General features: G+C 49.8%; 22 protein-coding genes. 12 read left to right on the forward strand and 10 right to left on the reverse strand.

Going from position 1 to position 17840, the window contains the following annotated elements; all coding sequences use genetic code 11:
- Positions 1-17: 17 nt before the first annotated feature.
- Positions 18-935, forward strand: coding sequence for an MBL fold metallo-hydrolase (locus ACSHWX_RS00600; RefSeq protein WP_435666228.1), 918 nt, complete (start codon positions 18-20; stop codon positions 933-935).
- A 78-nt stretch (positions 936-1013) separates the two neighbouring features.
- Positions 1014-1568 (forward strand): DUF2867 domain-containing protein, encoded by a 555-nt coding sequence (locus ACSHWX_RS00605; RefSeq protein WP_435666229.1) that lies wholly within the window; start codon positions 1014-1016, stop codon positions 1566-1568.
- Here the strand turns inward: ACSHWX_RS00605 and ACSHWX_RS00610 are convergent.
- The 4 genes from ACSHWX_RS00610 to ACSHWX_RS00625 are packed head-to-tail and all read right to left on the reverse strand — an operon-like array spanning position 1537 to position 5262.
- Positions 1537-2289 (reverse strand): DUF1499 domain-containing protein, encoded by a 753-nt coding sequence (locus tag ACSHWX_RS00610; protein ID WP_435666230.1) that lies wholly within the window; start codon positions 2287-2289, stop codon positions 1537-1539. The two genes, ACSHWX_RS00605 and ACSHWX_RS00610, sit on opposite strands and share 32 nt — an antisense overlap.
- Positions 2290-2320: 31 nt before the next feature.
- The gene (gene pdxH, locus ACSHWX_RS00615; protein WP_435666231.1) at positions 2321-2950 is read right to left on the reverse strand and encodes a pyridoxamine 5'-phosphate oxidase; all 630 of its coding nucleotides are present in this window, start codon (positions 2948-2950) and stop codon (positions 2321-2323) included.
- A gap of 52 nt (positions 2951-3002) precedes the next feature.
- On the reverse strand, positions 3003-4469 hold the full coding sequence (locus tag ACSHWX_RS00620) for an aminotransferase class V-fold PLP-dependent enzyme (RefSeq protein ID WP_435666232.1): 1467 nt from the start codon (positions 4467-4469) through the stop codon (positions 3003-3005).
- Positions 4453-5262 (reverse strand): class II glutamine amidotransferase, encoded by an 810-nt coding sequence (locus ACSHWX_RS00625; RefSeq protein WP_435666233.1) that lies wholly within the window; start codon positions 5260-5262, stop codon positions 4453-4455. The genes ACSHWX_RS00620 and ACSHWX_RS00625 overlap by 17 nt, the downstream gene beginning before the upstream one ends.
- 99 nt (positions 5263-5361) lie before the next feature.
- Between ACSHWX_RS00625 and ACSHWX_RS00630 the strand changes: the two genes are divergently transcribed.
- Both ACSHWX_RS00630 and ACSHWX_RS00635 read left to right on the forward strand, forming a co-directional pair.
- Positions 5362-5826, forward strand: coding sequence for an Lrp/AsnC family transcriptional regulator (locus ACSHWX_RS00630; RefSeq protein WP_435666234.1), 465 nt, complete (start codon positions 5362-5364; stop codon positions 5824-5826).
- 127 nt (positions 5827-5953) lie between these two features.
- On the forward strand, positions 5954-6892 hold the full coding sequence (locus ACSHWX_RS00635; RefSeq protein WP_435666235.1) for a DnaJ C-terminal domain-containing protein: 939 nt from the start codon (positions 5954-5956) through the stop codon (positions 6890-6892).
- Positions 6893-6895: 3 nt separating this feature from the next.
- Here ACSHWX_RS00635 and ACSHWX_RS00640 read toward each other — a convergent pair whose 3' ends face one another.
- Positions 6896-7849 (reverse strand): L-threonylcarbamoyladenylate synthase, encoded by a 954-nt coding sequence (locus ACSHWX_RS00640; RefSeq protein ID WP_435666236.1) that lies wholly within the window; start codon positions 7847-7849, stop codon positions 6896-6898.
- 73 nt (positions 7850-7922) lie between these two features.
- Between ACSHWX_RS00640 and ACSHWX_RS00645 the strand changes: the two genes are divergently transcribed.
- The 5 genes from ACSHWX_RS00645 (at position 7923) to ACSHWX_RS00665 (ending at position 10803) form a co-directional block, all read left to right on the forward strand.
- Positions 7923-8891 (forward strand): histone deacetylase family protein, encoded by a 969-nt coding sequence (locus ACSHWX_RS00645; protein ID WP_435666237.1) that lies wholly within the window; start codon positions 7923-7925, stop codon positions 8889-8891.
- A gap of 5 nt (positions 8892-8896) precedes the next feature.
- Entirely contained in the window at positions 8897-9145 is a 249-nt protein-coding gene (locus tag ACSHWX_RS00650; protein ID WP_435666238.1) for an exodeoxyribonuclease VII small subunit, read from the forward strand.
- 2 nt (positions 9146-9147) lie between these two features.
- Positions 9148-9366 carry a DUF6500 family protein gene (locus ACSHWX_RS00655; protein WP_435666239.1) on the forward strand — a complete coding sequence of 73 codons (219 nt, stop codon included), beginning with the start codon at positions 9148-9150 and terminating at the stop codon, positions 9364-9366.
- 101 nt (positions 9367-9467) lie between these two features.
- Entirely contained in the window at positions 9468-10070 is a 603-nt protein-coding gene (locus tag ACSHWX_RS00660) for an SCO family protein (RefSeq protein ID WP_435666240.1), read from the forward strand.
- Complete coding sequence (locus ACSHWX_RS00665; protein WP_435666241.1) at positions 10063-10803, forward strand: TlyA family RNA methyltransferase; 741 nt, start codon at positions 10063-10065, stop codon at positions 10801-10803. The genes ACSHWX_RS00660 and ACSHWX_RS00665 overlap by 8 nt, the downstream gene beginning before the upstream one ends.
- A gap of 100 nt (positions 10804-10903) precedes the next feature.
- Here ACSHWX_RS00665 and aroC read toward each other — a convergent pair whose 3' ends face one another.
- The 3 genes from aroC to ACSHWX_RS00680 all read right to left on the reverse strand — a co-directional run bounded on the left by aroC (position 10904) and on the right by ACSHWX_RS00680 (position 13578).
- Entirely contained in the window at positions 10904-12013 is a 1110-nt protein-coding gene (aroC, locus tag ACSHWX_RS00670) for a chorismate synthase (RefSeq protein ID WP_435666242.1), read from the reverse strand.
- Positions 12014-12121: 108 nt separating this feature from the next.
- Positions 12122-12730, reverse strand: coding sequence for a histidine phosphatase family protein (locus ACSHWX_RS00675; protein WP_435666243.1), 609 nt, complete (start codon positions 12728-12730; stop codon positions 12122-12124).
- Positions 12731-12780: 50 nt separating this feature from the next.
- Positions 12781-13578, reverse strand: a complete 798-nt coding sequence (locus tag ACSHWX_RS00680) for an enoyl-ACP reductase FabI (protein ID WP_435666244.1) — start codon at positions 13576-13578, stop codon at positions 12781-12783.
- A gap of 104 nt (positions 13579-13682) precedes the next feature.
- Here ACSHWX_RS00680 and ACSHWX_RS00685 point away from each other — a divergent pair, with 104 nt between their 5' ends.
- On the forward strand, positions 13683-15101 hold the full coding sequence (locus ACSHWX_RS00685) for an FAD-binding oxidoreductase (RefSeq protein WP_435666245.1): 1419 nt from the start codon (positions 13683-13685) through the stop codon (positions 15099-15101).
- Between the two features lie 9 nt (positions 15102-15110).
- Here ACSHWX_RS00685 and ACSHWX_RS00690 read toward each other — a convergent pair whose 3' ends face one another.
- Both ACSHWX_RS00690 and ACSHWX_RS00695 read right to left on the reverse strand, forming a co-directional pair.
- Positions 15111-15854 (reverse strand): SOS response-associated peptidase, encoded by a 744-nt coding sequence (locus ACSHWX_RS00690; RefSeq protein ID WP_435666246.1) that lies wholly within the window; start codon positions 15852-15854, stop codon positions 15111-15113.
- A gap of 67 nt (positions 15855-15921) precedes the next feature.
- Positions 15922-16818: a DMT family transporter gene (locus tag ACSHWX_RS00695; RefSeq protein WP_435666247.1), complete on the reverse strand. Its 897-nt coding sequence runs from the start codon at positions 16816-16818 to the stop codon at positions 15922-15924.
- Between the two features lie 118 nt (positions 16819-16936).
- On the opposite strand from ACSHWX_RS00695, the gene ACSHWX_RS00700 reads away from it, so the two are divergent.
- Positions 16937-17368, forward strand: a complete 432-nt coding sequence (locus ACSHWX_RS00700; RefSeq protein WP_435666248.1) for an Lrp/AsnC family transcriptional regulator — start codon at positions 16937-16939, stop codon at positions 17366-17368.
- A complete protein-coding gene (locus ACSHWX_RS00705; RefSeq protein ID WP_435666249.1) occupies positions 17365-17772 on the forward strand; it encodes an NUDIX hydrolase in 408 nt (135 codons plus the stop codon). Before ACSHWX_RS00700 ends, ACSHWX_RS00705 begins: the two co-directional genes overlap by 4 nt.
- The last annotated feature ends 68 nt before the right edge of the window (positions 17773-17840 follow it).

Raw genomic sequence — 17840 nt, forward strand, 5'->3', positions numbered from 1 at the left:
AGCAAGCTTGGCAGAACATGCAAACCCAATCCGTGCCGAATTACAATAAGACTTTTGATCCAGAAGTGGGCAAATCCCAAATTCTGACGCCGGGCATCAAGCGCATTGTCGCGCCAAATGGTAGTCCATATACTTTTAGGGGTACGAACAGCTACATAGTTGGTTTTGACGATGTGGTGATCATTGATCCAGGTCCAGAAGATGATCATCATTTGCAAGCGTTGCTTGACGCTGCTGTGGGCAGGAAATGTAAAGGCATATTGCTTACCCACACCCACAAAGACCATTCGGCCCTTGCGCCCAAACTGGCGGCTGAACTGCGCGCGCCCCTAATATTTGAGGGCCCACATCGCCCCTCTAGACCAATGAAAAAATTTGAGCGGGACCCGCTGAAAAATTCTAGCCATTATGGTCTAAACCCACAATATGTGGTTCGAGATGGCAGCAAGATCGATTTAGGGGAAATGGGCTTAATTGTTCATACGACCCCGGGGCACTGTGCCAACCATATTGCTGTTTCAATTGATGGTTCAAACCACATCTTCACGGGCGATCACATCATGGGCTGGTCCTCCACTCTGATCTCTGACCCTGACGGCAGCCTAGAAGACTATTTTTCCTCTATGGAAAAGGTCATCAACCTGCCCCAAACTTGCTACCTGCCTGCCCATGGTGGGCGAATCGATGATGGTCGCACCTATGCGCAGCAATTGCTTGCGCATCGCCACTCGCGCAACGAGCAAATCATCAAGGCATTACATGCCGGACCGAAATGGACATTGCAGTTATTGTCAGCCGTTTACCCAGAGATTAGCGCGAATTTGAAACCAGCAGCCTTGCTCACCCTCAATGCGCATTTACACTATCTCAAAAACAAGGGTGACATTAAATCCAGCGAATATTTTTGGGGTAAGCGCTATTCTCTACCAACCTAAACTGATGCGACAATCCGCTTCCCCATCAATGGCCAACATGGGCTAATCTACCCTCGTAGACCGAGATAGGGAAAGCTCATGGCGAATAGATCCACTCTTCCAGAAGATAGCGTGATGCAAAGCTATGCTCGACCGCAAGACTACGCTGATAGTTTTGCAGTTGATATCAGCGGCAACACTGACTTAATCAATTGCGATATTCGAGAATTAGCCACGCAATTCTGCGTAATTGAATTGGGATGGGCAAAAGCCCTGCTTTCCCTGCGCAATAAATTGGTGAGGCCGTTAAAAATGAAAACGGCGGATGACCATCCATCCGAGGCTGTTAACAAACCCACTTTAGAAAAACAAGTTGGTGATCGGATTGGCTTTTTCAAAATTTACGCGATCCGCGACAACGAGATCATTTTGGGCGAAGACGACTGGCACCAAGATTTTAGGACTTCGATTTATCGCAAACTTGGCGAAAAATCAGAAGCCATTATGAGTACAGTTTGTCAGCGACATAATTTATTTGGACATTTTTATCTCGCTACCATTTTGCCAATTCACATACTGGGGGTGCGGACGACCTTGAATGACGGTGCTACCAAACCGTTGGTTACGAATCGCTATCCTGCACCGTCTCGCTAATCACAAGGCTTGACGTAAGTTCATCCAGCCGAAGCAGGAACTCTTCGATACGCGTTGAGTTTCTGCCCAAGTCATGTTGGCCAAACCTTGATGCTGAACGGACATCAACCACCACAGCGCTGTCCGATCTGCGCACTCGAAGTGTAATATCGTCAACAAACCCCAAAAGGGTTTTTGCCTCAAAAAACTGGTAGGTTTCGCCTGCCGCGCCCTGCTCGCTTGCGACTTCTTTCCAGCCGAAATCACGCGTGGCTTGGCCAATGAGCTCATCTGCAAATTCACCCGGCAACTGGAGCTGACGCGTCGCGGCATTGGGAAAAAGCCCTTTATCTAAACTGTCTGGCGTAGATGACGGGGCGACACGATCTTCCCACAAGGGAAGGGACATGTCCGTCGCAACATCCATTGTTTGCGGAAATTTAGCGCCATAGAACATGACAACGCCCAAAAGCACCAATGCAGGAATACCCATCAAAACGGCACCACTGGCCGTCCGCCATCCCGCATCGCCATTGTACCAAATGCGGATATAGGCGACGAGACCAAGTAGCAGCGCGACCAAACTGAGGGTAATCGCGAGCATGATCACCGTAAAAAAGACAGGGCTCGATATAATGCCTAAATAGTGCAAGCCAATTGAGAGAACCACCAGTGGCAGCACCGGACGCTTTATACGGGCAGCCCAAATGGCCCAACTTGAAGTTTGAATGAAAAAACGCATATTGCCCTGACTTGCTACTCTTGAGGTGAGATTAAGGGTAAAGGCGTTGTCTTGTCCAAGGCTGGTTTAGGTTTTCACGCGAAAATTGCACACGGTCATGCAGCCTGAATTCACCATCACACCAAAATTCGATTTGGGTTGGTTCAACGGTAAAACCGCTCCAGTGTTTCGGGCGGGGTACATTTTCACCAAACTCGTTTTCATATTTTGCTACCCGGTCCATCAATTCTTGCTTTGTTTCCAGTGGACGCGACTGATCCGAAGCGTGGGCGCCAATGCGAGAACCATAGGGCCGCGATTGATAATAAGCGTCAGCGACTTCGTCAGTTACAGGCACAACATCACCGCGTATGCGCACTTGCCAGTTTAGCGATTTCCAGTAGAACCCAAGGGCCGCCTTTGGGTTAGCAGCAAGTTCACTACCCTTTTGACTTTGTTTGTTGGTGTAAAACGTAAAGCCATTTGCCGCGCGCTCTTTAAGCAAAACAATTCGTGAGTCTGGAAGACCATTTTGGTCAACCGTCGCTAAAGACATTGCATTGGCCTGAGGCTCTTCTTCAGACGCAAGTTCAAGCCATTTGTCGAACAGCAAATAGGGATCGATTTCCCCTTCAAACTTATGGTCAAACAGTTGCTTATTTAGGGTTGGAACATCAGACATGGGTGCGCTCACTCGAGTTGGTCATTGGTGCATGGCAACCAGTTGCCCCAAATCAGCAAACAGCGGCTTTCAACTCGTCGGAAAGCGCCAATTCACTTTGATGGATGTAGCTTCCAGTTGCTTTTACAAAGACATAATCGTCAATATATTTGCCTGCACTATTGGCCAATTCAGCAACAGATTCAATGATGAAATTAGCTTTTTCATCATCGAGCAAATAGCTAAAGTTCAGCCGCACCCAACCTGGACGTGCAAGCGCGTTTCCTTGTTTTATCTCATCGCGCATAACAGCCGATTGATCAGCGTCAATCGCCAGCAATTCATGACCATATGGCCCAGCACAGGCGCACCCGCCCCGCGCTTGAATGCCATACATATCCGACAGCATCCGGGTAAAGTGTTGGTGATGAATAAGTTCACCATCATTGTCCATGATTTGGAAGGAGAAGATGGGCAAGCGCTCTGCCGTTTGGTGGCCGAGTATGTTGATACGATCATGGTTTTGCCAAGCGTTGAACGCGCGTTCTTTTAACTCTTTTTGACGTTGGGCGAGCAGGTCAGCGCCAATGGCATCTTTGACCATGAAACACAGTGCGGCGCGGATGTCACCGATGACATTTGGTGTGCCCGCTTCTTCGCGAGAAGATAGTGAAGAAACATAATCATGGTTCCACGGCGATACATAGGTCACCGTGCCACCGCCGGGCCAACTGGGGCAATTGCTGGCGCTTAACTTATCTCTTACCACCAGAATGCCCGACGCTGCAGGTCCGCCAGGAAACTTATGAGTCGATAAAAACATCGCATCCAGTTCAACCTCTTCAGCCTTCACACTAATTGGCAAATATGGCGCGCCACCCGCATAGTCCCAAATCGCTAGAGCCTGATTTTGTTTCAGAACACGCGTTACGGCTGCCACATCGGTAACGATGCCGGTTACATTTGAAGCGGCAGAGAAAGAGCCGATTTTTAGCGAACACGATTGGTGATTTGCCAATTCAGCTTTCAGCACTTCTAGGTCAGGGCCGCCCTCTTCCGCTTCGGGAATGATGACCACTTGTGCGCCTGTTTCGCGCCACGGCAAGATGTTGGAATGATGCTCATACGGTCCGATAAAGACGACCGGTTTGATGCCAGAGCGTACCGCATTTTCAACGCCCAAAATCTTGACCAGTCGATTGACCGCAGCGGTTGCGCCTGCACCTGTGAACACAACAGAGTAATCCTCACTCGCCCCAATCGATTTCGCAATTTCTTCACGGGCCAATTCGCGCATTTGCGTCATATAGGCACCGCAATAGGACGAGCGGGTGTGGGAATTCGCGTAATAGGGCAACACGTTATTTGCGATAAAATCTTCGATTTGGCGCAAGGCTCTGGCGGAGGCAACATAGTCTGCATAAACCAGCTTCTTTGCACCGAACGGTCCGGGAATGCTGATCCCGTCGCCAATTAGGCCGCCACGCAGCTCACCAATAAGGTTGTCGCTCACTAATTGTGATTTAAACTGTTCGAACATTTTGCACCTCTTCGACGAAAAGCGTCTGAATTTGAATTTTCGTGATCTGATCATCGCCACGCTTAAGATTAATCAATGAGTTGGGGGTGATTTCGCACCAATTTTGCACCTCGCCATCCAGTGGCTCCGACGCCAAAAGGACATCCCCATCCAAATTGCGTTGATAAAGGGATGGCGCATATTCATCGCTCGACCATCTAACAGCCCAGATTTCGTCGCCGTTTGAAACGGCAAATGTTGCCCGAAACGGCTCCTCAATGTTCGACTTCACAGACAAATCATTTATTGTTTCGATGGTTTTTCGGATGGCCGTGGGCGCACATTCATACAATCCGTAAGTGACCAGCAGTCCAAACATCAACTCGCTATCAGTGGTGCCGTTGATCGCTTTATATGCTTCATCGCTGATCAACCGCTCAATCTGGCGTTGCAGCTTGGAAAATCCACCGATTTGGCCGTTATGCATAAACAGCCAATGGTCCATTCTAAACGGATGGCAATTCACGAAGGTGTTGGGAGCGCCAGTGGAAGCGCGAACATGGCCAAAAAATAACTTAGCTTTTAGCTGTGCGGTTAGTTCTCGAAGGTTTGGATCTGCCCATGCAGGCCCAGCGTTGCGATAAAGACCAGGACATTTGTGATCGCCATACCAACCCAGTCCGCCGCCATCGCCATGCACACCCAACTTTGCTTTGTGAGAATGCTGTGCCTGTGCGCAAAGGGAGCGCGTCCCGTCATACAAAAAATCATGTATGTAAGTAGTTTGGCCCAAATAGGCGATCCAACGACACATAAACCCTCACCACCGCGTTAAGCTAAGATACCACCTCAAAATGTAATTATTTCACCATTTTACTTGCGTATACCGCCATTTGTGTTGTCAAATGATCGAATGAATGGTGTAAAACTAGATCAACATGACAGAAATATTCTGAAAATCCTGCAAAGGGATGCTTCAATTTCTCAGCGCGAGCTGGCGGATAGAATCAATCTGTCGCAAAATGCGTGCTGGCGGCGAATAAACGCGTTGCGCGATGCGGGCCTTATCCTGAACCAATCCATGATGCTCAACCGGCGCCTGCTTGGGCTTGGCCTCGTGGTTTTTGTGATGGTTAAAACCAGACATCACTCGGCGGACTGGCTCGAAAAATTCCGCAATCATGTTTCAACACTGCCCGAAGTGGTTGATTTTTACCGGATTGGCGGCGATTACGACTATTTCCTCAAAGTCGTGACCAACGATATGGACAGTTATGATGAAGTCTATCAACGACTGATTGCAAAGGTTGAATTGGACTCGGTGACGTCCTATTTTGCCATGGAAGCGATTGAGGAACAACGTCCGCTGCCGCTCTAAACCTGTTATCGCAAGGCCTGCACTAGACAATTTGACCTTGGATCGCCATATATGTCGCAACAAGTGAATATATCCGCGCCGGTGCTGTTTTTAGTGCTGATTGCGCGTTGATCGGAGACAATTTAAAATGCGTGATCCTTATAGCGTATTGGGTGTGCCAAGGTCCGCGAGCGATAAAGACATTAAACTCGCTTACAGAAAACTCGCAAAGACCTATCATCCAGACCAAAATAAAGACGACCCAAAGGCGCAAGCCAAGTTTACCGAAGCGTCCAACGCTTACGACTTTTTGTCTGACGGCGAAAAACGAGGACAATATGATCGCGGTGAAATTGACGCCGAAGGTACACCGAAAATGGCCGGATTTGATTTTTCCGGTTTTGGTGGCGGCGGCCAACGGGGTGCAAGAAGTAGCGGCGGATTTGGCGGGCGCGCAGGCGTAAACCCAGAAGATATTCTGAAAGAATTTATGGGCGGCATGGGCGGTCGTGGCGGCGGTTCTGGCCCAATGGGTATGGGCGGAGCTGGTGGTTTTGGCGGTGCAGGACGCGCGGCCAAAGGCCAAGATGTGAAAGTTGGCCTTAAAGTCACGCTAGAGCAAATCAGCGCGCGCCAACCTGTACCCGTTCGCTTGCCAAACGGTAAAACCCTATCAGTTAACTTGCCTTGGCCACTGGAGAGTGGACAACAGGTCCGCCTAAAAGGTCAAGGCGAAGCACCAGCCATGGGCGGCAGCAAAGGTGATGTGTTGGTGAATGTGCGCATTCAACCGCACAAGCATTTCCGCAAAGATGGCGAAAACCTTCGCGTGGATGTACCCCTCACCCTTTACGAAGCAATACTTGGTGGCAAGGTGCGCGTTCCAACGCTTTCAGGTGCAGTGGAGCTGAACATTCCCGCAGGCGTCGACACAACAAAAGCCATGCGCCTGAAAGGCAAAGGCCTTTTCGGCGAAGGCGATCTCTATGTGAATTTGCGCATTCAGCTGCCCGAGCAAAGCGACCCGGATCTGGAAAGCCTGATGCGGTTTTGGCGAGATCAAAAACCTTACAATCCGCGCGGCTAAGGTCTAGCTTGAGCGGTCTGCAGACGCCCTCTTCAATCTATCATTGATTGCAAGTCCGATCCCGATTTCAGGGATCGGCGCGACGGCGATGGTTTGCACGTCGCTGGCATCAAGTTTACGCAAGTGGCCAAACAGGTTTTTCGCTGCCTCATCTAGATCGCCAACAGCCGAGAGATTGAGAACTGTTGGTCCTGACGCATTCGTTGCCCCAAACGCCAAATAGGCTTCGCCGGGCTGCGGGGTAGTCACGTTAAGGCGCACTGACGCGTTGGGCGCGTAGTGAGATTTAAGCATGCCCGGTGCTAAAATCTTAGCGTCAGATGCAAAATAAACAGTCACCCCCAACGCCGCCGTGATCATCTCGTCCGTAATACTGCCTGGGCGCAGCAAGGTGAGTTGCTCGTTAGATATGGCGAGAATCGTTGATTCAAGCCCCGTTTCACACGCCCCCCCCTCAACCACCGGCACCGCGCCATCAAATGCGTTGATGACGTGTTCAGCCGCGGTTGGGGAAAGCTTGCCTGACGGGTTCGCTGATGGGGCTGCGACTGGCTGCCCCAGTTTGCGCAACAGTTCTTTTGCCAGCGGATGCCGTGGCAATCGCACAGCAACAGTTTCAAGACCAGCGGTGACAAGATCAGAAATTTTGGCGTCATCCCGCTTAGGCAAAACCAAAGTGAGTGGGCCCGGCCAGAAAGCATCGGCTACTTTTTTCGCCAATTCGCTGAACTGAGCAATTTCTTGTGCCATCGCCAAATCAGCACAATGAACAATCAAAGGATTAAATCTTGGCCGACCCTTGGTTTCAAAGATTTTGAGCACCGCGTCATCACTCGCCGACAATCCTGCCAGACCGTAAACCGTTTCGGTAGGGATCGCGACAACGCTCTCGTTATTCAAATGTTCAACAGCTTCATTTACTGAAACTGGAATTCGGTATAGATGACGTTGCTTCATTTGCGCTGTTTGGCAATTGAAGTTCGTCGCGTCAAGGAACATAGTGATCATGGCGGAAAATTTAGAGGCATAAATGTCGACAATTTTGATAACTCAACCTCAGGGACTGGACCACGCAACGCCTGCTGGGCATCCTGAACGCGCAGACCGTTTGCGACGGCTAAACAAGGTATTTGCTTTACCCCAGTTTGCCGACATCCAAACCAAAGAAGCTGCTTGTGCCGGGCTCGACTTCGCGTTGGAAGTTCACCCCAAAGAATATGTCGAAAAGATCAAATCATTGCGCCCGGTTGAAGGCATGTCCCCTATCGATGGCGACACTTATATTTCAAAAGAATCCCTTGGCGCAGTGATGACTGGCATGGGTGCGGGTCTTGGCGCTCTGGACGACGTCTTGGCTGGCAATTTTGACAATGCATTTTGCGCCATTCGTCCACCGGGACATCACGCTGAACGCCTAGCACCAATGGGCTTTTGCCTGTTCAACACCATTGCAATTGTCGCCCGTATCGCCCAGCAAAAAGGCTTTGAGCGAGTCGCGATTGTTGACTTTGATGTTCACCACGGCAACGGCACGCAGGACATTTTTTACACCGATCCGAACGTTCTATATGCCTCAAGCCATCAGATGCCACTTTTTCCCGGCACTGGCGCGCTGAATGAAACTGGGGTGGGGAATATCTTTAACGCGCCATTGTCGGAAGACACCGACGGCAACGAGATGCGGCTGGCTTACAATGATGTACTTCTGCCCGCCATTGACAATTTCAACCCGGATATAATCCTGATTTCTGCCGGGTTTGATGCTGACAAGCGCGATCCTATGGCAGGTCTTAACTGGGGGCCCAACGATTTTGCGTGGATCACCGGCAAATTGATGGACATTGCTGGCAAGCGTTGCAACAATCGAATCATATCACTTTTAGAAGGCGGATATGATCTTGATGGGTTGGGTCAGGGTGTGGCTGCGCATTTATCGATGCTGGCACACGGTGTGAATGGCCCGGCAATCGATCATATCAATTTCAAACATGAGGAGTAGTTTGAGTGAGCGAAGATCAAAAAGCCGTTATTGAAGCACTTAGCTTTGAAGACGCACTGACCGAACTTGAACAGATCGTGGGCAAACTTGAAGGTGGCCAAGCGCCGTTGCAAGAATCCATCGACATTTACGAACGCGGCGGATTGTTAAAAGCCCATTGCGAAAGCCTGCTGCGTAAAGCCGAAGCACGCATCGAAAAAATCACACTGGACCGCGACGGCAATCCTGCTGGCACAGCACCTTTGGACAGCTAGGGATGCGCAAGAGTTTGCGTGCGAAGGTTGTCGAGGTCTGCGACGCTAAAATGGCGCAAAAGAGCGACAATGTTGGCCTTTCGTTTTATGCGTTTTTTAAAAACAAAAACGATGATCCAGAAATGCTGATGGAAGCTGCCACATGGTGGATATCGACACACAAGCTTGACCATTTCGAAAAAGCCCACAAAATCAAGTCTATGGTTTTGTCTGGCGTATAATTGATAAAAACCAGCTCATTCGCCGCATCGTCAGCGCATATTTTCTCAACTAGGTTGATTTCTATCTATGTTGGCGAAAACTAATTTTGGTAGGGAATAAAATGTCACTCTCTCGCGTTCGTATGATCCTTTGGGGTCTTGTTGTTGCTGTCGGTATCGCGGCGACTTTATTCACCGTTTATCAGCAAACCCAGCCAAAAAGATCGCAAACCGTACATTTTGGCGGCGACTTCACCCTGCAACAAGCAAGCGGTGGCGAATTTACCCAAGCTGATTTTTCCGGCAAACCAACAATGCTGTTTTTCGGCTACACATTTTGTCCTGATGTTTGCCCGACCACGCTTTTTGAAAGCACCAATTGGCGCAAAGAACTGGGCCTTACCGGCGAAGATATCCGCATTGTGTTTGTCTCAGTTGACCCTGAGCGCGACACACCCGAACAATTGGCTACCTACCTTTCTTCCTTTGGCGATGACTTAATCGGCCTGACCGGCACACCGGAGCAAGTCGATCACGTCAAAAAAACCTTCGGCATATTTGGCGAGCGGGTCGAAAGCGAAGGCGCGTCAGATTATCTGGTCAATCACACAGCCACGCTTTTCTTGCTCGACAAAACCGGCGACCTTTTCGGCACCATCGGGTTCGGCGAAGCAAAAGATAGTGCGGTCGCCAAACTGAAACGCCTCATGGCAAATAATGGCTAGTGAACCCCATCGCTTAGATGTTGCATTGGAGGCACGTGGGCTTTGCCGTTCGCGTGCTCGCGCTCGTGACGCGATTGTGCGTGGCACCGTCAAGGTGGACGGCAATGTGGTGTCCAAACCCGGCTTTCGGGTCACCGCACAAATGCACATCGAAGTGGACGACCCGGCCCAAAACTATGTCTCCCGTGCAGCTCTAAAACTCAAATCAGGTTTGGACGCATCAGGCATCAGTCCGGCTGGCAAAACATGTTTAGACCTTGGTGCATCCACTGGTGGTTTTTCCCAAATATTGCTGGAACGTGACGCCGCAAAAATCTATGCGGTTGATGTCGGACATTCGCAATTGGCGGTCGAAATCAGCAACGACATTCGAGTTGTCCAACTCGACAAAACAAACGCTGTGGATTTAGGTCCTACCCTGATTGGCGAGCCAATTGACCTCTTGGTTTGCGATATTAGTTTTGTCTCGCTGGAGAAAGTTCTTTCCCCGGCGCTTGAACTATGCGCCCCAAACGCGGACGCGATTTTTCTGTTTAAACCACAATTTGAAGTGGGTCGCGAACATGTTGGAAAAGGTGGCATTGTCCGGGACGATGCTGCGACTGAAGCGGCACTAAACCGGTTCAAATCCTTCATGTCTCAGTTAGGTTGGCAAGATCGCCTTACCCAAAAATCACCGATCACCGGCTCAGATGGCAATGTGGAATATTTGCGAGTCTTTTCAAAGTCCTAGTCGCCACACTTCAGCTTCAGATTCAACATGAACAAATCCGATTTAGTGATTCAAATGAATCACTTATTTGGATTTGCGAAACCGCTCTGAACTGACAAAATTACTGGTGACCAAAGCCGCCTTCACGACCTGTTTGGCCACGGTGTCGCAAGAAATGATCAGCCAAAACCAACGCCATCATTGCTTCACCAACAGGCACGGCTCGGATGCCCACGCAAGGGTCGTGACGACCCTTGGTGATGATGTCCGCATCCTCGTTTTTCTCGTTGACAGTTTGCCGGGAAACGAGAATTGACGAGGTTGGTTTAACAGCAAAACGCACAACAACCGGATCGCCATTTGATATGCCGCCCAAGATGCCGCCGGCGTGATTTGAAAGGAAATAGGGTTTGTCGTCCCCTGCCCGCATTTCGTCGGCGTTGGCAACGCCGGTGAGTTCTGCAGCATCAAAACCAGCGCCGATTTCGACGGCCTTAACCGCATTAATAGACATCATAGCTGAAGCCAAATCTTGATCGAGCTTGCCATAAATTGGCGCACCCAATCCGACCGGCACATTCTCAGCGACAACTTCAATCACCGCCCCAACGGATGAACCTTCCTTGCGAATGCCGTCCAGATATGTTGCCCATTCTTTGGCAGCAACAGGGTCAGCACAGAAGAACGGGTTGTTGTTCACTTCATTCCAATCGAAGCGCGAATAATCGATTTTATGTGGACCAACCTGCACGAGCGACGCCCGAATTTTAACGTCAGGCACAACAAGTTTTGCCACCGCACCAGCCGCCACACGCGCTGCAGTTTCCCGCGCCGACGAACGTCCGCCACCGCGATAGTCGCGAATGCCGTACTTTTGATGGTAGGTAAAATCTGCGTGGCCAGGACGGTATTTGTCTCTAATGTCACCATAATCTTTGGAGCGCTGATCAGTATTTTCAATCATCAGCGAAATGGACGTGCCGGTAGTTCTTTGCCCGTTCGACAGATCATCCTCAAACACACCAGAAAGAATTTTCACCTGATCCGCTTCACGTCGCTGGGTCGTGTATTTGGATTGGCCGGGCTTACGCCGATCAAGGTCCCGCTGGATGGTCTCAGCATCAATTTTCAAGCCGGACGGGCACCCATCAATAACCACACCCAAGGCCGGACCGTGGCTTTCGCCCCAGGTCGTAAATCGAAATAGGTGTCCAAAGGAATTATGTGACATTTAGCGCCTGATATTTGAGTTTTCTTATGGTGCAATGGTTTTAAGGTTCGCCGCAATTTTGGTCAAGCGTGCGTCTGTCCATACGGTTCGGCGTCAGCACATATTTAGCTAGCCAAACTGCCTGAATGTGCCATTTTCAAAGCACATCACTTTATCTTGAGGCGCGGGCCAATTGTCCAATTCTGGGCCGATTTCGTTTGCCAGAAACCCTTTAAGCGCCCGAACAACCCCACCATGGGCAACCACGACCGAGGGACGACGCAATTGTGCGCCAAAATCAGCTAGGCGCGCCAAGAGCATCTCGTAGTTTTCGCCCTTTGGCGGCAAATGGTCCCATTTTGATTTGTTTCGCGCCGCTAGTTCTTCGGGGTGCTTTTGCGCCAAATCAGAGAGTAAAACGCCCTCCAGAATACCGAAAGAGATTTCTTTCAAACGATCATCATATGTTACCGCTGGCAAGTCATCATCAAATGAAGAGCGCACCAAATCCATCGTTTCGCGCGTGCGATCAAGAGGCGAACAATACCAATCCAGAGACAACGGATCGGTGCCATTTTTAGCCAACAGGTCGCGCAAAATTTGCCCGTTTCCTTTGGCCTGTTCCCGCCCGAAGTCGTTGAGCGGAATGTCGCGCTGTCCTTGAAAACGTTGCGCGGCATTCCAATCTGTTTGACCATGACGAATAAAATAGATGAGCGGCCAGTTGTCGCCGGACATAAAGCACCAATTTTCTTGTTGGGATTAAAGCCAGGGCGGCCGCCCCCAATCTAGTCTTCTTTTTGAAGAACCGACATACCCATGACGTTATAACCAGCATCCACATAGTGGATTTCACCCGTTACACCAGACGACAGGTCAGAAAGCAGATACATACCAGCGCCGCCCACTTCGTCTGTCGAAACATTGCGACGAAGAGGCGAATTGACCTCACCATAGGAAAGCATTTTTCTGAAATCACCTATGCCGGATGCGGCAAGTGTTTTGATCGCGCCCGCAGAAATACCGTTCACCCGAATGCCTTCAGGGCCAAGATCTGCTGCGAGGTAACGAACAGATGCTTCCAGTGCGGCTTTAGCAACGCCCATCAAATTGTAGTTCGGGATGACCTTTTCCGCGCCGTAATAGGTCAGCGTAAGAATTGAGCCGCCGTCTTTCATCAATGGCCGCGCACGTTTTGCAACGGCGACCAATGAATAGGCTGAAATATTCATGGAGTGGGTGAACTGTTCGATCGTTGTGTCGATGTAACGGCCTTCAAGTGCTGCTTTGTCGGCAAACGCAATGGCATGCACGAGGAAATCAATTTTTCCCCATTTAGCTTCAATTTCGTTGAATGCTTTGTCCATCGCGTCAGCATCAGTCACGTCGCATTCGACGACCATGTCTGAGCCGACTTCTTCGGCCAATGGTTCAACCCGACGCTTGAGCGCTTCGCCTTGATAAGTAAAGGCGATTTCAGCGCCTTGGCTAGCTAGTGCTTTTGCAATACCCCAAGCGATAGAACGTTTATTTGCCACGCCCATAATCACGCCGCGCTTGCCCTGCATCAAGTTGCCGTCAGTCATATATGCACTCCGAAAGAAATAATCTTAATTTGGGTTTTGACACAGGCTGATCAAACGGGCAAGTTTTCGTATAATTGTTCCCACAAAAGATGCAGTTTTTCAACATGACCACTTCCAATACAATGCTTGCAGCCCTGACCGAAATTGTTGGTGCGCAAAACATCATCAGTGAACCGAATCAGATGGCGAGCTATGTGGAAGAGCCTCGGCGCTTGTACAACATATTGCCGTCCCTCATCGTCACGCCGACTTGCGTGGAAGATGTGCAAAAAATCATGCGTTGGGCCCATGCCAACAATGTATCGGTCGTTCCGCAAGGCGGGAATACGGGGTTGGTGGGCGGTCAAGTATCGATGGACAGCCAAGAAATCATTCTTTCGCTGAAAAAGCTGAAAGCTGTTCGCGATGTTGATCCGGCGACCAATGTGATGATTGTTGAAGCAGGCACCACCGTTTTAGAAGCGCAAGAAATCGCCGAAAATGAAAATCGTCTATTTCCCTTGTCCTTAGGGTCAGAAGGATCATGCCAAATTGGCGGCATTCTATCCACCAATGCTGGCGGCACTGCTGTGCTTGCGTATGGCAACTCACGCGACCTATGCATGGGCGTCGAGGCGGTATTGGCAGATGGCAGTCTTTACAACGGCCTTTCAAAACTACGCAAAGACAATACGGGGTATGATTTGAAAGACCTATTGGTTGGCGCAGAAGGCACGCTCGGCATCATCACAGCCGCTTCGCTTAAAATGTTCCCGCGCCCGACAACTTTTGAAACAGCATTGCTCAACATTGAAGACCCTGCCGCTGGGGTCAAAGTGCTGGAAATGGTGCGTAGAAAAAGCGGCAACAAGGTCACCTCGTTCGAAATCTTGCCAACACTGGGCATTGATTTGCAGCTCAAACATGGTTTGGCAGAACGCGACCCCAGATCAGGCAGCAGCCCTTGGCATATCCTGGTCGAATTCTCGCTGTTCGACGGTGAAGATGCTGGTGCGCTTACAGACACGTTGGAAGCTTTGTTTGAAGAAGGTCTGATTTCAGACGCGACCCTGTGCAACTCCCTAGCAGATCGCAAAATGATGTGGCTGATGCGCGAAAACTTTGCTGAATGCCAAACTCGAGAAGCAGACGGGATTAAGCACGATATTTCCGTGCCAGTGCGCGACATACCCGAATTGATTGAACGATGCGACAAGGCAGCGGAAAAAGCAGTTCCTGGCATCCGGACGTTTGCCTTTGGCCATATGGGTGACGGCAACATTCACTATGACTTTTTAGCTCCAATCGGCATGCCCAAGGGAGAGATTCGAACCCATGCCAATGCCGTTCATGAAGCTATTTATGAAATTGTTGATGACCTGAACGGATCAATTTCCGCCGAACATGGCATTGGTCAAATGAAGGCCCCATTGCTTCAGCAAAAGAAAGACCCAGTTGCCCTAAACATGATGTATGCGATCAAAAACGCGCTTGACCCGAAGGGCATTTTAAATCCCGGCAAAGTGTTGGTTAAGCGAAACTAGGGTCTAGCCCTAAAACAGATCCAGTTGGTCTTTGGGTGGAGCGCTTTTTGCCGGCTTCTTTGTCGCTGCGTTACTCGAAACCTCGTCCAAACTGATCGGCTTGATCAGTTCTTCGCCTTCGTTTCGAGCATTGTTGACGTTCTTAGACACCGGATATGTCCTCATTTTAGTGCGCTCCAACGGTTGCACGAGCGTCAGTGCCTCTTTGGCATTTACGCTTTTTGTGTCCAACCAGAGTTCTGCTTGCTCTTCATCCAAATGCACGGGCGTGCGGTGGTGAATATCTGCCAGTTTGCCTGTGGCCTCCTGCGTCAAAATAGCCATCGTGTCCACTTCTTCGCCGTTGGGCCCTTCCCATGTTGAATAAATGCCTGCGAGCGCCAACATCTCTCCGTCATTGCGGGAAATATGGAAAGGCTGTTTATCGTCACCTCTTCGCAGCCACTCGTAATATCCGCTGGCCGGTACTATGCATCGTTGGTTTTTGATCGAAGACTTAAATGACGGCTTGTCCAGAATGGTCTCTATCCGCGCGTTGATAAGAATTGAAAAATCACGTGGGTCTTTCACCCAGTGCGGCACCAACCCCCAGCGCATGAGCACAGCATCTCTGCCAGCGGGCTGATTGACGATGGTCAATACAGGTTGCGTTGGCGCAATGTTGTAGCGCGGGGGAAACGGAGTTACGCTAGACAGCGTAAAAAACTCACGCAGTTTTTTCTCGTCGTTTTGCAGTATCAGTCGTCCGCACATTTCACTTCGCCAAATCAATTTTGTTTAGGCTGAGCGAAACAAGCCTTCAGATCAAGCACTGATTGGATTAAGCTGATTTTTGAACCTGTTTCATAAACGGCATTTTCCAACCCAACGTCATCGCACAAGCGGCGAAAAGAATTGCTGCTGAGCCGACCCATTGCCCTAACGTTAATTGGCGGTCGAACGCAACATAATCCACGACAATCGCGGCGACCGGGTACACAAATGACAAAGCGCCTGTGAGCGAGGTTGGAAGCTTTTGAAACGCATCATACATGATCACGTACATGATGGTTGTGCACAGAATGCCGAGCGCCAACACGCTGGTCCATTGTACTTGTGTTTCAGGTTGAACCGCCCAATTTGTCAATGGCGCGAGCATTAGCGTGCCAACGCTAACGTGGATCATGGCCACCAATTGCGGTGGGGTGCCTTTGAGCCGTTTCACCAAAATAACGGTGATCGCATATAGAAACGCAGCCCCTAAAGACATCAATATTCCAAGTAAATAGTCAGTACCCGTATCGGCACCGGCTTGGCGCGCCTGTACAACAAAAATCATCCCTATAAAGGCTATACAAAGCCAGATGATTTTTTGAATGGTCAGTTTCTCAGAAAGAAAAATCGCCCCCAGCGCCACCAACATAAAGGGTTGCGTGTGATAGGTGACCGTTGCGATGGTAATCGAGGCTTTTGAAAAGGCAGAAAACAACAACACCCAGTTTGTGACCACTGTGACCCCGCTGATGAGGCCCAATATTACAACGCGTTTGGTAAAATACTCGCGTTTCACGAACCCCAGTGCCCAACACAGGGCGAAAAGCGTGATTGCACCGAGCAGGCAACGATAAAACACTACATTGAAAATCGGCAGTTCAGAGACCACCACGAAATAGCCGATGGTGCCGGATATCAGCATCGCCGCGACCATTTCAATTATGCCTATTGTAGAGCTTTTCATTTTTTAGTTCCTTTGTTGCCTGCACTTTAGGTCGGAACAGCAAGCTTGAAAATAGAAAATAAAAGGCCTAAAGTCGAATTTATCATTCAAAATTAGACAGAAACTCGGTTATACCTAAATGGATAATGTTGATCGTCAAATCGTCAAAATATTGCATTTGGACGCCAAAACGCCCTTAAAACTGCTGGCACAGGCCGTCGGCCTATCGTCGCCAAGCACATCGGAACGGCTTAAACGTCTTGAGGAACGCGGCGTTATCGGCGGATACACGTTACGTGTGGACCATGGGCAGCTGGGTTATCCGTTGCGTGCAGTTGTTCGTATCAACCCCATGCCGGGAAAGCTGAATCTGGTACAACAAATGATTGTGGATACCGCCGAAATTGTTGAATGTGACAAAGTAACGGGCGATGACTGTTTTGTTTGCAAACTCTATTTGAAGTCGATTGAACAGCTCGACTTGATCCTTGATCGGATTTCAGAACATGCGCGTACCAACACATCAATTGTTAAAGCATCACCTGTGAAACGTCGATTACCTCCCCTATGAACGCAGATACAAACAAATCCGTACAAGTCGTCAGCTGCGCTTTGTTTGATGGGCCAAAGGTTTTGTTGATCCAGCGCGGCAAGCATCCCTATAAAGGGCTTTGGAGTCTTCCGGGCGGTCGGGTCGAATTGGGCGAAACATTTATCGCTGCTGTTAAAAGGGAACTGCTTGAGGAAACGGGGCTACTTGTCCCTGCCCCCAAATTCGTCCACTCCATCAGTTTTGATACCCCACGTCACGACCTTCATGTTTTTGCGGCCCATGCAGACATCAACAACGCCCAGGCAATGGATGACGCAATCGACGCGCGGGTGATCAACATTAATGATGTGTCGAATTGGCCAACAACGCCGGACTTGGAGGCTTCAATTCAAGCTGCCATTGCGGTGCTCGGTCAGGGTTAGGGCCGTACAACCTCACATAAGCGTTACGAAACTTGAGTTGTTTTCTTTTGCACCAAGGTTATTCTGAG

Origin of the sequence: Maritalea sp. (assembly GCF_051251695.1) — a bacterium.
Taxonomy (GTDB): domain Bacteria; phylum Pseudomonadota; class Alphaproteobacteria; order Rhizobiales; family Devosiaceae; genus Maritalea.